This is a genomic window from Trujillonella humicola, assembly GCF_046233715.1.
GTDB lineage: Bacteria > Actinomycetota > Actinomycetes > Mycobacteriales > Geodermatophilaceae > Trujillonella > Trujillonella humicola.
In genome coordinates, this window is sequence record NZ_JBJNRJ010000019.1 from 26,446 (window position 1) to 40,349 (window position 13,904).

The window sequence follows — 13,904 nt, forward strand, 5'->3', positions numbered from 1 at the left end:
GTAGGGCCTTGCGGGGAATAAACGGCCCCCGCCCCCCGCCCCGCCGCCGCCGCCACGGGCCCAGTCCGGCGGGGAGGAATCGGGGCGCCGCGCACCTCGTCAACCGTTCGGTCGCGCGCGCGGCCGACCCCCTTCCGGACGTCGCCCCCACGGGCCGACCATGGGCCATGAGCGCAGCCCCAGCTCTGTCCCGCACGACCGGTCAGATCGCCCTGGCCGAGGCCGTGACCGCGCACAACTACGCCCCGCTGCCGGTGGTCGTGGCGGAGGCCTCGGGCGCCTGGATGACCGACGTCGACGGCCGCCGCTACCTCGACTGCCTCGCCGGCTACTCCGCGCTGAACTTCGGCCACCGCCACCCGGCGCTGGTCGCCGCGGCCCGCGAGCAGCTGGACCGGGTCACGCTGACCAGCCGGGCCTTCGGCAACGACCGGCTCGGCCCGTTCGCCCGCGACCTCGCCGCCCTGGCCGGCATGGACCTGGTGCTGCCGATGAACACCGGCGCCGAGGCGGTGGAGACCGCGCTCAAGGTGGCGCGCCGCTGGGGGTACCGGGTGAAGGGCGTGCCCGACGGGCGGGCGCGGATCGTCGTCGCCGAGGGGAACTTCCACGGCCGGACGACGACGATCGTCGGGTTCTCCACCGACCCGGTCGCGCGCGCGGGCTTCGGCCCGTTCACCCCAGGCTTCGACGTCGTCCCGTACGGGGACGCCGCGGCGCTGGCGGCCGCGCTGACCCCCGACACGGTCGCGGTCCTGCTCGAGCCGGTGCAGGGCGAGGCCGGGGTGGTCGTCCCGCCGGCCGGCTACCTGGCCGCCGTCCGTGCCGCGTGCGACGACGCCGGGGTCCTCCTCCTCGCCGACGAGATCCAGTCCGGCCTCGGCCGCACCGGCAGCACCTTCGCCTGCGAGCTGGAGGGCGTCGTCCCCGACGTCTACGTGCTGGGCAAGGCCCTCGGCGGCGGCATCCTGCCGGTGTCGGCGGTGGTGGCCCGGGCCGACGTCCTCGGCGTCGTGACGCCCGGCAGCCACGGCTCCACGTTCGGCGGCAACCCGCTGGCCTGCGCCGTGGGGCACGCGGTGGTGCGGCTGCTGGGGACCGGGGAGTACCAGGCGCGGGCCCACGAGCTCGGCGCGCGGCTGGCCGCGCGGCTGGCCGGGCTGGTCGGCGCGGGGGTCACCGCGGTGCGGACCCGCGGCCTGTGGGCCGGGGTGGACGTCGACCCCGCGCTGATGACTGGCGCCGAGGCCTGTCGCCGGCTGGCCGCCCGGGGGGTGCTCACCAAGGACACGCACGGCACGACCATCCGGCTCGCCCCGCCCCTGGTGGTCACCCCCGACGAGGTCGACTGGGCCGTGGAGCAGCTGGCGGCCGTCCTCCGCGCCGGGTGACCGCTACGCCGCGGGACCGCGGGCCTCCCGGATCACCATCTCCTGCGCGGCGCTGGCCAGCGCCGCGCCGGAGCGGTCGAACAGCGTGCTGGTGTACCACCCGCGGCCGGCCGCCAGGGAGGCGCCGGCGTGGTCCATGAGCACCCAGTCGTCCATCCGGGCCGGCCGGTGGAACCAGACCGCGTGGTCGAGGCTGGCCATGGCGCGCAGCTGCCCGCGGATGAGGTCCGCCAGGCCGCTGAACAGGTCCGACACGTACACCAGCGCCGCGGCCGCGTGCAGCGGGTCCCCGTCGCCGGCGCCGGGCGCGCGGACCCAGGTCCGCATCGGGTGCTGCCGGTCGACGGCGGGCTCGGGGTCACGGATCTCCACCCCGGGCAGGACCTCCGGCAGCGGCTGCGAGTCCTCGGGCGCGCGCACCTGCGGCATCGCGACGGCCTGCCGGTCGGGCCCCTCCTCCGGCCGGGCGAACGACGCGGTCATCCGGAAGACCACGCGGTCGGCCTGGCGCGCCACGACGGTGCGCGCCGAGTAGGAGTGCCCGTCGCGGTCGCGGTCGACGTCGAACACCACCGGCAGCCGGGCGTCCCCGCGGCGCAGGAAGTAGCCGTGCAGCGAGTGCGGAGCGCGGTCGCCGGCCACGGTGCGGCCGGCGGCCACCAGCGCCTGCGCCGCCACCTGTCCCCCGTACAGGCCGTCGTAGCGGCCGGGCGGCCGGCCGTCGGCCTGCCAGCGGTCGGGGCCCAGCTCGCGCAGCGACAGCAGCGCGGTGACCGGGGCGGTCACCGGGGCTCCCCGCCCTGCGCCAGCACGCCGTCGTCGAGCAGCCGCTGCACCTCGTCGGCGGCCACGCCCCAGGCCGCCAGCGCGACTCGGGTGTCCTGGCCCGGGGACCGCGGGCCGCTGCGCACCCCGCCGGGGGTGCGCGAGAAGCGGGGGGCCACGCCCGGCTGCGCGACGCCGTCCCGCTCGACGTAGCTGCCCCGGGCCGCCAGGTGCGGATCGGCGGGGGCCTCGCCGAGTCCGAGCACCGGGGTGACGCAGGCGTCGGTGCCGGCGAAGTGGGCGGCCCACTCGTCGCGGGAGCGGGTGGCGAACACCGCGGCGATCGCGGCGCGGTGCTGGGGCCACGCGGCGACGTCGTGCTGGGCCGACAGCCGCCCGGTCAGGCCGAGCCCCTCCAGCAGCCGGGCGTGGAACTGCGGCTCCAGCGCGCCGACGGCGACGTGCCGGCCGTCGGCGCAGGCGTAGGTCGTGTAGAACGGCGCGCCCCCGTCGAGCAGGTTGGCCTCGCGGCGGTCCTGCCACAGGCCGGCGGCGAGCATCCCGTGCACCATCGTCACCAGCGAGCTCGCGCCGTCGACCATCGCGGCGTCGACCACCTGACCCCGGCCGCTGCCGGCCCGCTCCAGCAGCGCGGCGAGGACCCCGACCACGAGGAACAGCGATCCGCCGCCGAAGTCGGCGCCGATGTTGAGCGGCGGCACCGGGCGGTCGGCGGGGCCGATGGCGTGCAGCGCGCCGGTCAGCCCCAGGTAGTTGATGTCGTGCCCGGCCTCGGCCGCCCGGGGGCCGGTCTGCCCCCAGCCGGTCATCCGTGCGTAGACCAGCCGCGGGTTGCGGGCCAGCGCGTCGTCGGGCCCCAGCCCCAGCCGCTCGGTGACCCCGGGGCGCAGCCCCTCGACGAGGACGTCGGCCGAGTCGAGCAGCCGCAGGACCAGGTCCCGGCCCTCGGGCCGCTTGAGGTCGACGGCGGCGCACGGCCGGCTGCGGTGCAGCAGCTCGCGCTCCGGCGGCAGCAGCACCGCACCGCCGCCGGGCCGGTCGACCCGCAGCACGTCGGCGCCGAGCTCGGCCAGCAGCATGCCGGCGTACGGGCCGGGGCCCAGCCCGGCCAGCTCGACGACGCGGACGCCGCGCAGCGGGCCCGTGCCCGGGCGGACGGCGGAGTCGGGTTCGGTCGGCGCGGGGTCCACGGCAGGTCACCGTAACGACGGGGCCCGCGGCCCCCCGGCGGAGGGACCGTCGGGCCTGCCGGGAGCGGAACCGGTCCCTCTACTGTGCCGCCATGCCGAGGACCCTGCGCGCCGTCGACCTGGACTTCACCCGGACCGCCAGGCACCGCGTCACCGTGAGCGAGGTCCTGCCGGCTCCGCCCGAGGCCGTGTTCGCCGCGCTGGCCGAGGACCCGGCCGGCTGGGGCGCCTGGTTCCCCGGCTTCACCGACGCCGGCCGCTACCTCACCCCCGGGCCGCACGGCGTGGGCGCGCAGCGCGAGGTCTTCGCCCGCGGTTCGCGGTTCCTGGAGACCGTGCTGGCCTGGGAGCCGGCCCGGCGCTGGGCGTTCCGGGTCGACGAGATCGGGCTGCCGGCCGTCGCCGCGCTGGCCGAGGACTTCGTGCTCACCCCGGAGGGGGCCGGGACACGGGTCGACTACACGATGGCCCAGGAGACGCGCCCCCGGTTCGTCGGCGCGCTGATCGCGCGCTTCGCCGGCGGCCAGCTGCGCACGGCGCTGCGCACCCTGGGCTCGCACCTCGCCGCCGAGCGTCCCGCCTAGCTCTCCGCCCGGCGACCGGTCACCAGCGCCGCGCCGGTCCTCCCGAACGGCGCGGTGGTGAATCCCAGCCCCGCCAGCAGGGACGCGAGGGTGCGGTTCATCGCCTCCTGCAGCCAGCGCTCGGTCTCCGGAGGCCGCGGCGCCTCCCGCATCGTGCGCACGTGCTGGGTCCAGGCGACGACGACGCCGTCCTCCAGCGGGCTCGGCGTCAGGCAGACTCCGCCCCGGGAGCGGGTCGCCGTGCGGCCGCTGCAGTCGTGCAGCGGCAGGCCGACCTCGACCAGCGCGGCGCCGAGCTGGCAGAGCAGCCCGACCAGCGGCGAGGCGTCGTCGACCAGCGGGTCCCACTCCTCGCCGACCCGCTCCAGCTCCCCGGACAGGTCGGCCAGCCACGCGCGGTCCTCCGGGGAGGGGCGGCGGGCCAGCCGGCCGGTCTCGCGGCGCAGGCCGTAGGCCGGCGCGCCACCGGCGGCGCCCTCGGGACCCAGCGGCCCGGTCGCCCACGCCGCCTCGCCCTGGTCGGCGTACGGGCCGGCCACGACGCGGTCGGCACCGTCGACCAGCCACCACGCCGGCCCGGCGGCCACCTGCTCGGCGGTCCCCACGTTGTGCACCGGCCCCGACCCCTGCACCACGCACCCCCGTTCCCGTGCCGTTCCGCTCCGGCGCTGGTCGACACCGGCTCGGTCCGACGTTGGGATATCGGCCCGGGGGGCCTGCTCCTCCACTCCCACTTCTGCCAGCTTCTCGCGGAACGGCGGGCAAGCATTGCCCGTGTGGCGGTCCTGCCGCGGGGGCACGCGCGATGCGGGTCCCTGCTCAGGCGCGGACCGGCTGCCGGACCCCCTCCGCGACCAGGGCCTCGTAGCAGCGCAGGTGGGCCCGCGCGGCGGCCTCCCAGCCGTGGCGGGCCGCGAGCGCGCGGCCGGCGGCGGCGCGCCGGGGGTCGGGGGCAGTGGCGGCCAGCACGCCCGCGGCGAGGGCGGACGTCGACGCGGCCGGTGCGGCGGCGTCCCCGAGGACCTCGCGCACCGCCGGCAGGTCGCGGGCCACCACGGGCACCCCCGCGGCCAGCGCCTCCAGCCCCTCGGCGACCGCCGCCTGCCGGGTCGACGACAGCACCAGCACGTCGGCCGCGGCCACGAGGGCGGCGTGCTCGTCGTCCGGCACCGGCCCGAGGACCAGCGGGTACACCTCGCGCTCCTGTGCCCGCGCGTCGAGCAGGGCCCGGTGCCGGGGGTCGGCGCACCGGGTCGCCTCGCCGGCCAGCACGAGCAGCAGCTCGGAGCGGACCAGCTGCACGGTGGCCATGGCCTCGACCAGCTCGAGGACGCCCCCGCGCGGCTCGATGCCGCCCACCGCGAGGACGAAGCGGCCCAGCCGCGCCCGCCAGCGCCCCCTCCCGGCGGCGCCTCCCGGCCCGGCCGCGGCGGCGAACCGGTCGACGTCCACCCCGTCGGGGACCACGGAGGCCTCCCGCCCCCAGCGGGCCCGGACCTCGGTCGCCACCGTCGCCGAGCCGCACAGCAGCGCCCGGGGCGCCGCGACCGGCGGGGCGGGCGGCTCGGCCGTGTCGAGGTGGTGCACGGTGCGCACGCACGCGGGAACGGCGCGCGCGCCGGACGCGTCCCGTGCGTGGACGACGTCGTACTCCTCGCCCGACGCCGCGAACGCCGTCCCCAGCGCCGTGACCGTCCGCCGCTCGTGGGCGGCGCGGTCCTCACCGGGGAGGTCCGGGACCGGGACGAACCGCACCCGGACCGCCGGGTCGGTGGGCGGGAGCGAGCCGCCGCGGGCCGGTGACCAGACGGTGACCCGGGTCCCGGCGCGGGCCAGTGCCCCGGCCAGCGCCAGGGTCCGCTCGAGCCCGGGCGGCGCGCAGCCGGCGGTGACGAGGGCGATCCTCATGCCTGGTCCCGGCACCCCGGGCGGCGTCGCGTCATGCCCCCAGGCTGCCGCCGCGTCGTGTCACGCGGGTGACGGCCGCAACGAGATCGCGTTACCGCCGGGCCGCCGGCGGGGTCGGCGCGTCCCGCCGCGGTTCCCGGACGCTCCGGGGCGCCGGCCGACGCGGCCGGCACCCCGCCACGGCGTCCGCTGCCAGGCAGTTCCCAGTCCGCTGACGGGGTGCTCCCCGCGCGGGACGCGAGCGTGGGCCCGTGGACGGACACCCCTGGCTCTTCGACCCCGCGGCGGCGCACTCGACGGTCCTCGGCCACCGGCCGGCGGGCAGTTCGGCGGTGGCCGCCGTCGTGTCCGACGCGGCGTGGGCCGACGTGGTGGCCCTGCTGCGCTGGGCCGACGCCGGCACCCGCGCCCCGGCACCCCTCGCGGCGGGCACCTGGTGGCGGCTCGCGGCCGGGTGCGCGGCTCTGCTGCGTCGCCTCCCGGGCCTGTGCGCGGAGGTCGGCGAGCCCTACGGCGTCGACGGGCTGCCCGGCGAGGACGGGCGACCGGCCGGCGAGCGGGTGGCGCGCGCGACGGCCCGGCTCACCTCGCTGCTGCGATCGCGGCAGCCGGTGCCGCTGCGCCGCCTGGCCTCGGAGGTCGACGCGCTCGGCGCCGCCGCGACCGGCATGCTCGTGGCGGCCGACTGCCCCTGACCGGGCTCCCGACCCCGGCGGCCGGGCCAGAAGGCCTCGAGGTCGGGTCGGCTCACGTCCGGCGAGCCTGCCGCACCGCGACGCGAATCTCCACCAATCCGATGAACTTGACACGGAAACCGCCGTCGCGTTGGCTGGACGTCGTGCCCGTGACCCCCGCCCTGCACCGCCGGTCCGCCGTGGACCTGCTGCGGGTGGCCAGCGCGCTGTGTCCGGCCTCCTGACGCCCCGGATCCCCGTTCTCCCCGCGCGCTCCCCCTGACGGAGCCGCGTCAGCAGTCAGGACCCCCGTGACCCTCGGCACCGCCCTGCCCTCCCCCGCCGCCGACCTGCTCCGCACGATCACCTCGACCACCCCGGCCACCTCGCCCCACCGCCCGGACGGGATCACCGCCCGGCGGACGAGCGCCGCGGCCCTGGCCGCCGCCCTGGCCGCGAACGCCCGCGCCTGGGCCGACCTGGTCGAGTACCGGCCGGCCGGCCGGTGGACGCACCTGCTGGACCCGGCCACCGCCGCCGCGGCCGTCGACCCGGCCCTGCACGAGGACCCCGCCGCCGCGCAGGTCTGGCTGCTGTCCTGGCTGCCCGGCCAGGGCACGCCGCTGCACGACCACGGCGGGTCGGCCGGCGCCTTCGCCGTCGTCCACGGCGCGCTCACCGAGCTCAGCGTCACCGAGACCCGCTCCGGCGGGGTCCGGGACGACGAGACGCTGCTGACGGCCGGCCGGGTGCGCCCGTTCGGCCCGCACCACGTCCACCGGGTCGGCAACGTCGGCGTGCTCCCCGCGGTGAGCGTGCACGTCTACGCGCCGCGGCTGACCGTCATGAACACCTACCGGATCGCCGGCTGCGGGCTGCAGCGCACCGGCACCGAACGGGCCGGCGTCGACTGGTGACGACCCGCGCCCGACCCCCGAGCCCGCGCCCGGGCGGCGGCGTCCGACGGAGGGACGGCGCCGCCCGGGCGCGACCTGCCGGGGCCCGCCCCGCGGTGCGCCGGGCAGCGGCGGGGACGGCGACCGGCTGTGGCACGGTTGGCGGCCATGACCGCCGTCCTGTCGATCCAGTCCCACGTCGCCTACGGGCACGTCGGCAACTCCTCCGCGGTGTTCCCGCTGCAGCGGCTGGGGATCGAGGTGTGGCCCGTGCACACCGTGCAGTTCTCCAACCACACCGGCTACGGCGAGTGGCGCGGCCGGGTCTTCGACGGGCAGGCGGTCGAGGAGGTCGTCGAGGGCATCGCCGACCGCGGGGTGCTGGGCGGCTGCGACGCCGTCCTGTCCGGCTACCTGGGATCGGCCGACATCGGGCACGCCGTCGTCGGCACCGTGGCCCGGGTGCGCGCGGCCAACCCGGCGGCGGTCTACTGCTGCGACCCGGTGATCGGCGACGTCGGCCGCGGGGTGTTCGTGCGCCCGGGCATCCCGGAGTTCATGCGCGAGGTCGCCGTCCCCGCCGCGGACCTGGTCACGCCCAACCACTACGAGCTGGACCTGCTCTCGGGGCAGACGACCGGCTCGCTGGCCTCGGTCAAGGACGCCGTCGCCGCCGTGCAGGAGCTCGGCCCGCGGGTCGTGCTCACCACCTCGCTGGTCGCCGAGGACACTCCGGACGACGCCGTCGACCTGCTCGCGTCCGAGGGCGGGCGGCACTGGCGGGTGCGCACGCCGCGGCTCGACGTCGCGGTCAACGGCGCCGGCGACGCCATCGCCGCGCTGTTCCTCGCGCACTGGCTGGACAGCCGCTCGGCCGCCGAAGCGGTGACCCGGTCGGCGGCGTCCGTGCACGGCCTGCTCGCCGCCACGGAGGCCGCCGGCTCGCGGGAGGTGCTGCTGGTCGCGGCGCAGGACGAGGTCGTGGCCCCGAGCCGGACCTTCGAGGTCGAGGAGGTCTAGCGCCGGGCGCCGGCGCCCGGCCCCGGGTCACGGCTCGGCGGCGTGCCGCTCCACCGAGGCGAGCAGGTCGCGCAGGTCGTCGGCGATGCGGCGCAGCCGCGCGGCCGGCAGGTCGGCCAGCATCCGCTGCTGCTGCGCCAGCCCGGCGCCGACCGCCTCGTCGATGAGCCGCCGCCCGCCGTCGGTGAGCCGCACGATCAGGGCCCGGCGGTCGGCCGGGTCGGGGGTGCGCACGACCAGCCCGGCCTTCTCCAGCCGGTCGACCCGGCTGGTGGTGCCGCCGCTGCTGAGCATCATCTCGGCGGTGAGCCGGCCCGGGGAGAGCCCCTCGTCGCCGCCGGCACGCCGCAGGGTGGCGAGCACGTCGAAGTCGGCGCGGGTGATGCCGTGCCGGGCGTGGAAGCGCTCCTGGGCGTCGCCGGCCACCCGGGCGGCGCGGTAGATCCGGCCGAAGACCTCCATCGCCCGCGTCTCGAGATCGGGCCGCTCGGCCGCCCACTGCTCGATGATCGCGTCCACGCCGTCTCGCTCCCGGTCCGCCACGGCCCCATCGTCGCACATCCGTACGACGCCGAGAAACATTAGCTCAAGTATCTTGACATCGAGATACATGACGGCGAACGATCTGCGCCATGACCGCCACCGCCCTCCCGCTCCCGCCGGTGGCCGTCCCGACGACCCGCCGCCGGCTCGGCCTCCTCACCCTCGCGACCGCCCTGGCTCCCGTGACCTGGGGGACGACCTACGTCGTGACCACCGAGTGGCTGCCCGCGGACCGGCCGCTGCTTGCGGCCACCGCCCGCGCCCTGCCCGCCGGGCTGGTGCTCGCCGCCGTCGGGCGGCGGCTGCCGCGCGGCGCCTGGTGGTGGAAGGCGGCCGTGCTCGGGGTGCTCAACACGGGCGCCTTCTTCGCGCTGCTGTTCGTCGCGGCCTACCGGCTGCCCGGCGGGATCGCCGCGGTCCTGGGCGCCGCCCAGCCGCTGCTGGTCGCCGTCCTCGCCGTCCCGCTGCTCGGCGAGCGGCTGCGCGGCCGGACGCTCGGGCTGGGGCTGCTCGGCGTGGCCGGGGTGGCGCTCATCGTGGTCACCGGTCCGGTGGCGCTGGACCCGGTCGGCATCGTGGCCGGCCTGGCCGGGACCGCGTGCATGGGCACCGGAGTGGTCCTGACCAGGCGGTGGGGCCGGCCGGTTCCGGTGCTCGCCTTCACCGGCTGGCAGCTGGCCGCCGGCGGGCTGTTCCTGCTGCCGCTCGCGCTGGCCGCCGAGGGCCTGCCGCCGGCGCTGACCGCCGGGCAGACCGGCGGCCTGCTCTACCTGGCCACGGTGAACACCGCCCTGGCCTACGTGCTGTGGCTGCGCGGGGTCGGCTCGCTGCCCACGGCACGCGTCAGCTTCCTCGGGCTGCTCTCCCCCGTCGTCGCCGCCACCGTCGGCTGGGTGCTGCTCGGCCAGGTGCTGAGCCCGCTGCAGCTGGCCGGCACGGCCCTGGCGCTGGCCACCGTCGTCCTGGCCCAGCGCTCCCCCTCCCCCGTCCCCTCCCGCACCCCCACCCCCACCCCCTGAAGGGACCGTCCTGATGCACGTCTTCCTGACCGGCGGCACCGGCCTGATCGGCTCCGCCGTTCTCCCCGCCCTGCTCGCCGACGGCCACACCGTCGCCGCGCTGGCCCGCAGCGACGCGGCGGCCGCACGGGTCACCGCGGCCGGCGCCACCGCCGTCCGCGGCGACCTCACCGACGGCCGGCTCCTGGCCGCCGCGGCCCGGGCCGCCGACGCCGTCGTGCACACCGCCTCGCCGGGCGACGCGACCAGCGCCGCCGTCGACGCCGCGCTGCTCGACGCCGTCCTGCCCGCCCTCGCCGGCAGCGGGAAGCCCTACCTCCACACCAGCGGTGCGTGGGTGCTCGGCGACGGGGACCTCGACGAGTCCACGCCCGCCGCCCCGCCCCAGCTCACCGCCTGGCGGGTGCCGCTGGACGCCCGGGTGCGCGCCGCGGCAGCGGACGGCGTCCGCAGCGTCGTGATCGCGCCCGGGATCGTGCACGCCGAGGGCGCGGGCATCCCCACCGCCGTCCTCCGCGACGGCCCGCGCACGGCCGGCGGCGCCGTCGTCCTGCCCGGCAGCGGCGAGCAGCACTGGACGACCGTGCACGCCGCCGACCTGGGCCGGCTCTACGCGCTGGCGTTGCGGTCGGCGCCGGCCGGGAGCTGGTACCTCGGCGTCAGCGGGCACAACCCCACGGTGCGCGAGATCGGGCTGGCCGTCGCCCGGGAGGTCGCGGCCTCGACCGGGGCCGAGACGGTCGCCCGGCTCGGCCTCTTCGGGGCCGCCCTCCTGCTGGACCAGCGGGCGACCGGCGCTCTGGCCCGGGCCGAGCTCGGCTGGGAGCCGGCCGGGCCGACGCTGCTCGACGAGCTGTCGCCGGTCGCTCAGGGCAGCCGGTAGACCGCGTCCGGGACATCGGTGACGAACATGTGTCCCGGGGCGTGGGTGATCGCCAGCGGCGGCCGGGACGCCAGGACGGCGGCCTGCGGCGTCACCCCGCAGGCCCAGAAGACCGGGACGTCGCCGGGCTCGGCCTCGACCGGATCGCCGTAGTCGGGGGCGGCGAGGTCGGCGATGCCGAGGGCGTCCGGGGCGCCGACGTGCACCGGCGCCCCGTGCACCTGCGGCATCCGCGCCGTCACCTGCACGGCGGCCGGCACCAGCGCCGCGGGAACCGGCCGCATCGAGACGACCAGGGGCCCCGACAGCCGGCCCGCGGGGCGGCAGGGCACCGCGGTCCGGTACATCGACACGTTGCGGCCCTGCTCGATGTTGCGCACCGGCACCCCGGCGTCGAGCAGCGCGGTCTCGAAGCTGAAGCTACAGCCGATGAGGAAGGCGACCAGGTCCTCGCGCCAGACGTCGCGGACGTCGGTCGGCTCGTCGACCAGCTCGCCGTCGCGCCAGACCCGGTAGCGGGGCAGGTCGGTGCGCAGGTCGGCGCCGGGGGCCAGCGCCGTCTCCGGTGACCCCGGGTCGGTCACCTCCAGGACCGGCACCGGCTGCGGGTTGCGCTGGGCGAACAGCAGCATGTCCCAGGCCCAGTCCTGCGGGAGGACGACGAGGTTGGCCTGCGTGTGACCCGGCGCGGCGCCCGAGGTGGGCACGGCCAGGCCGGCGCGGTACTGCTCGCGGTGCTCGGCGGGAGCGGCCATGCACCCATGCTGGCCCCGCACCGGCCGGCCCGCAGGGAGGGCAAGAACGGTCGGGCGCCGCGGACGCCGTCCTCGCCACACTGCTCCCGTGTCCGACGAGAAAACCCCCGCCGCGGGGCGCGACCGCCTCCGCGAGCTCATCGACGCCGTCCTCGACGAGGACAACCGCACGCTGCCGGACATGGCCGGCGACGCCTACGCCAGCCCCTGGTACTTCAGCCGGCAGGTGACCCGCGGCGCCGGCGAACCGCCGGTGGCGCTGCGCCGCCGGGTACTGCTGGAGCGAGCCGCCTGGCAGCTGAGGCAGGGAACGAGCGTCACCGACGCGGCGTTCGCCGCCGGGTACGACTCGGTCGAGGGTTTCGCCCGGGCCTTCGCCCGCGCCTACGGGCGCACGCCGGGCAGCCGCGACGACGCCGCCCCGCGGAGCCGGGACGGGCACTGGCTGCCGGCGCCCAACGGCATCCACTTCCACCCGCCGACGTCCCTGTGGGTCGCCGACGAGCCGGGCCGCGGCCCGTCCGACGAGGTCAGCTCGCTGATGGTGCACCACGACGTGGAGGACACCCGGGCGCTGATCGAGGCCGCCAAGGGCCTGGACGACGGCGCCTACCGCCGGCCGCGGCTGCCCGGCTGGACGGTGCTGCCCTGGGACGGCGCCGAGGAGTCGGTGGCCGACCTGCTGTCGACGCTCGTGTGGACCAAGGAGATCTGGCTCGCGTCGATCGAGGGCGCCGACCACCCGGTCCGCGGTGCCGACGACCCCGTTGCCCTGCTGGCCCGGCACGACGCGGTCGCCCCGCGCTGGCTGGCCGCCGTGCGAGACATCGCCCGCCGCGGCGCCTGGGGCGACCGGCTGGTCGACGCGCTGTGCGAGCCCCCGGAGACGTTCGTGCTCGGCAGCGTGATCGCGCACGTCCTCACCTACTCCGCGCACCGGCGCCTGCTGGTGCGCCACCTGCTGCGCGAGGCCGGTGCCGAGACCGACACCGGTGACCCGATCGACTGGCTGACCAGGAGGAGCACCCCGTGACCCGCACGATCTACAACACCGCCACGACGCTCGACGGCTTCATCGCCACCGAGGACCACTCCCTGGCCTGGCTGCTGTCCCGGCAGATCGACGCCGACGGCCCGATGAGCCACCAGGAGTTCGAGAAGCGGATCGGCGCCCTCGTCATGGGGGCGAGCAGCTACCGCTGGATCCGCGAGCACGACCCGCAGTCGTGGGCGTACACGGTGCCGGCCTGGGTGCTCACCCACCGGACCGACCTCGAGCCGTACCCCGGCGCCGACATCCGGATCACCGCGGCCGACACCCGCGAGGCGCTCGGCGCGCTGCACGCCGAGATGGTGGCCGCGGCCGGGGACCGCGACGTGTGGGTGGTGGGCGGCGGCGACCTGGCCGGCCAGTTCGCCGACGCGGGACTGCTCGACGAGGTCGTCGTCTCCATCGCGCCGGTCACCCTCGGCGCCGGCAAGCCGCTGCTGCCCCGCCACGTGGAGCTGCGGCGGACGGAGTGGGCGGTCAACGGCGAGTTCGTCTGCGTCCGCTACGACGTCGTGGAGCCGGAAACGGCGTGAACCGGGCGGGATGCTGGAGCCGTGCGACTGACCTTCACCCGGATGGCCGACCGGCGGGCGGTGGAGTCCCTCGTCGAGCGGGACGACGGCGTGGTGTTCGCGATCCGCGGCGCCGGCGGCGGGGAGGGGCTGCCGCACGACCTGGTGCACGCCCTGGTGGAGTCCGCGCTGGACGTCCGGGACGGCATCTGGGGCACGGTCGCCGACGGGGCGGTGTGGACGACGATGCGGCACGTCTCCGGCCGCCGTCCGCCGCACGTCACCGCGCGCTCCGAGCGGCTGAAGCGCGAGCGGGCGGCCGCGATCGCCCGGGCCGAGGCGCTGGCCGACCTGGTGCACCGGCTGGCCGACGGCGCCGTGGTGCTGCCCGGCGAGGTGGACCGCGGCGGCGTCCCGGCCGACCGGCTGCACGCCGCCGTCGAGGCGCTGCGGGAGGCCGGCCGGCGCTGGGCGGCCCTGCGGGCCGGCGAGGTGTGGGTGCAGGAGTGGCCCGCCGCTCGCGTTGCCGGTCGCCGGACCCGGTCCTAGCGTCGGCGCAGCCGCCCGAGCGCAGGAACCGTCGTCGGGCGCCCCGGACCAGGAGCGCCGATGTCGCACAGCCCGGCCGACGGCCCCGCCCCGACCGGCCCCGCCCCGACCGGCAACGCCCCGAACGGCAGAGCCCCGACCGC

The 13,904-nt window shown here is 77.9% G+C and carries 16 protein-coding genes; 10 read left to right on the forward strand and 6 right to left on the reverse strand.

The window, feature by feature from the left end:
- Nucleotides 1-167 precede the first annotated feature (167 nt).
- Nucleotides 168-1,391: an ornithine--oxo-acid transaminase gene (gene rocD / locus ACK586_RS11915; protein WP_409330696.1), complete on the forward strand. Its 1,224-nt coding sequence runs from the start codon at nt 168-170 to the stop codon at nt 1,389-1,391.
- A 3-nt stretch (nt 1,392-1,394) separates the two neighbouring features.
- On the opposite strand, the gene ACK586_RS11920 is transcribed toward rocD, so the two are convergent.
- On the reverse strand, nt 1,395-2,177 hold the full coding sequence (locus ACK586_RS11920; protein WP_409330697.1) for an acyl-CoA thioesterase: 783 nt from the start codon (nt 2,175-2,177) through the stop codon (nt 1,395-1,397).
- Entirely contained in the window at nt 2,174-3,367 is a 1,194-nt protein-coding gene (locus tag ACK586_RS11925) for a CaiB/BaiF CoA transferase family protein (protein WP_409330698.1), read from the reverse strand. Before ACK586_RS11925 ends, ACK586_RS11920 begins: the two co-directional genes overlap by 4 nt.
- A 92-nt stretch (nt 3,368-3,459) precedes the next feature.
- Between ACK586_RS11925 and ACK586_RS11930 the strand changes: the two genes are divergently transcribed.
- On the forward strand, nt 3,460-3,951 hold the full coding sequence (locus ACK586_RS11930) for an SRPBCC family protein (RefSeq protein ID WP_409330699.1): 492 nt from the start codon (nt 3,460-3,462) through the stop codon (nt 3,949-3,951).
- Here the strand turns inward: ACK586_RS11930 and ACK586_RS11935 are convergent.
- Together ACK586_RS11935 and ACK586_RS11940 are read right to left on the reverse strand one after the other, a co-directional pair.
- Nucleotides 3,948-4,565, reverse strand: a complete 618-nt coding sequence (locus tag ACK586_RS11935) for a hypothetical protein (protein WP_409330700.1) — start codon at nt 4,563-4,565, stop codon at nt 3,948-3,950. The genes ACK586_RS11930 and ACK586_RS11935 overlap by 4 nt on opposite strands.
- A 205-nt stretch (nt 4,566-4,770) precedes the next feature.
- Nucleotides 4,771-5,859 (reverse strand): glycosyltransferase, encoded by a 1,089-nt coding sequence (locus ACK586_RS11940; RefSeq protein WP_409330701.1) that lies wholly within the window; start codon nt 5,857-5,859, stop codon nt 4,771-4,773.
- A gap of 251 nt (nt 5,860-6,110) precedes the next feature.
- Between ACK586_RS11940 and ACK586_RS11945 the strand changes: the two genes are divergently transcribed.
- The 3 genes from ACK586_RS11945 (at nt 6,111) to pdxY (ending at nt 8,449) form a co-directional block, all read left to right on the forward strand.
- Nucleotides 6,111-6,554: a hypothetical protein gene (locus ACK586_RS11945; protein WP_409330702.1), complete on the forward strand. Its 444-nt coding sequence runs from the start codon at nt 6,111-6,113 to the stop codon at nt 6,552-6,554.
- 290 nt (nt 6,555-6,844) lie between these two features.
- Nucleotides 6,845-7,450, forward strand: coding sequence for a cysteine dioxygenase (locus tag ACK586_RS11950; protein ID WP_409330703.1), 606 nt, complete (start codon nt 6,845-6,847; stop codon nt 7,448-7,450).
- 147 nt (nt 7,451-7,597) lie between these two features.
- The gene (pdxY, locus tag ACK586_RS11955; protein WP_409330704.1) at nt 7,598-8,449 is read left to right on the forward strand and encodes a pyridoxal kinase PdxY; all 852 of its coding nucleotides are present in this window, start codon (nt 7,598-7,600) and stop codon (nt 8,447-8,449) included.
- Between the two features lie 27 nt (nt 8,450-8,476).
- Here pdxY and ACK586_RS11960 read toward each other — a convergent pair whose 3' ends face one another.
- Nucleotides 8,477-8,992, reverse strand: coding sequence for a MarR family winged helix-turn-helix transcriptional regulator (locus ACK586_RS11960; RefSeq protein WP_409330705.1), 516 nt, complete (start codon nt 8,990-8,992; stop codon nt 8,477-8,479).
- An 89-nt stretch (nt 8,993-9,081) separates the two neighbouring features.
- On the opposite strand from ACK586_RS11960, the gene ACK586_RS11965 reads away from it, so the two are divergent.
- Together ACK586_RS11965 and ACK586_RS11970 are read left to right on the forward strand one after the other, a co-directional pair.
- Nucleotides 9,082-10,011, forward strand: coding sequence for an EamA family transporter (locus ACK586_RS11965; RefSeq protein ID WP_409330706.1), 930 nt, complete (start codon nt 9,082-9,084; stop codon nt 10,009-10,011).
- A gap of 13 nt (nt 10,012-10,024) precedes the next feature.
- Nucleotides 10,025-10,894 carry an NAD-dependent epimerase/dehydratase family protein gene (locus ACK586_RS11970; RefSeq protein WP_409330707.1) on the forward strand — a complete coding sequence of 290 codons (870 nt, stop codon included), beginning with the start codon at nt 10,025-10,027 and terminating at the stop codon, nt 10,892-10,894.
- On the opposite strand, the gene ACK586_RS11975 is transcribed toward ACK586_RS11970, so the two are convergent.
- Nucleotides 10,879-11,649: a putative hydro-lyase gene (locus tag ACK586_RS11975; RefSeq protein WP_409330708.1), complete on the reverse strand. Its 771-nt coding sequence runs from the start codon at nt 11,647-11,649 to the stop codon at nt 10,879-10,881. The genes ACK586_RS11970 and ACK586_RS11975 overlap by 16 nt on opposite strands.
- A gap of 88 nt (nt 11,650-11,737) precedes the next feature.
- Here ACK586_RS11975 and ACK586_RS11980 point away from each other — a divergent pair, with 88 nt between their 5' ends.
- The 3 genes from ACK586_RS11980 to ACK586_RS11990 are packed head-to-tail and all read left to right on the forward strand — an operon-like array spanning nt 11,738 to nt 13,761.
- Nucleotides 11,738-12,682 (forward strand): helix-turn-helix domain-containing protein, encoded by a 945-nt coding sequence (locus tag ACK586_RS11980; protein WP_409330709.1) that lies wholly within the window; start codon nt 11,738-11,740, stop codon nt 12,680-12,682.
- Complete coding sequence (locus ACK586_RS11985; RefSeq protein ID WP_409330710.1) at nt 12,679-13,233, forward strand: dihydrofolate reductase family protein; 555 nt, start codon at nt 12,679-12,681, stop codon at nt 13,231-13,233. The genes ACK586_RS11980 and ACK586_RS11985 overlap by 4 nt, the downstream gene beginning before the upstream one ends.
- A 21-nt stretch (nt 13,234-13,254) precedes the next feature.
- Nucleotides 13,255-13,761, forward strand: coding sequence for a hypothetical protein (locus tag ACK586_RS11990; RefSeq protein ID WP_409330711.1), 507 nt, complete (start codon nt 13,255-13,257; stop codon nt 13,759-13,761).
- Nucleotides 13,762-13,904: the final 143 nt, after the last annotated feature.

Coding starts and splice junctions, on each gene's coding strand:
- rocD (WP_409330696.1), top strand. CDS start 168: ATGAGCGCAGCCCCAGCTCTGTCCCGCACGACCGGTCAGATCGCCCTG.
- ACK586_RS11930 (WP_409330699.1), top strand. CDS start 3,460: ATGCCGAGGACCCTGCGCGCCGTCGACCTGGACTTCACCCGGACCGCC.
- ACK586_RS11940 (WP_409330701.1), bottom strand. CDS start 5,859: ATGAGGATCGCCCTCGTCACCGCCGGCTGCGCGCCGCCCGGGCTCGAG.
- pdxY (WP_409330704.1), top strand. CDS start 7,598: ATGACCGCCGTCCTGTCGATCCAGTCCCACGTCGCCTACGGGCACGTC.
- ACK586_RS11965 (WP_409330706.1), top strand. CDS start 9,082: ATGACCGCCACCGCCCTCCCGCTCCCGCCGGTGGCCGTCCCGACGACC.
- ACK586_RS11970 (WP_409330707.1), top strand. CDS start 10,025: ATGCACGTCTTCCTGACCGGCGGCACCGGCCTGATCGGCTCCGCCGTT.
- ACK586_RS11975 (WP_409330708.1), bottom strand. CDS start 11,649: ATGGCCGCTCCCGCCGAGCACCGCGAGCAGTACCGCGCCGGCCTGGCC.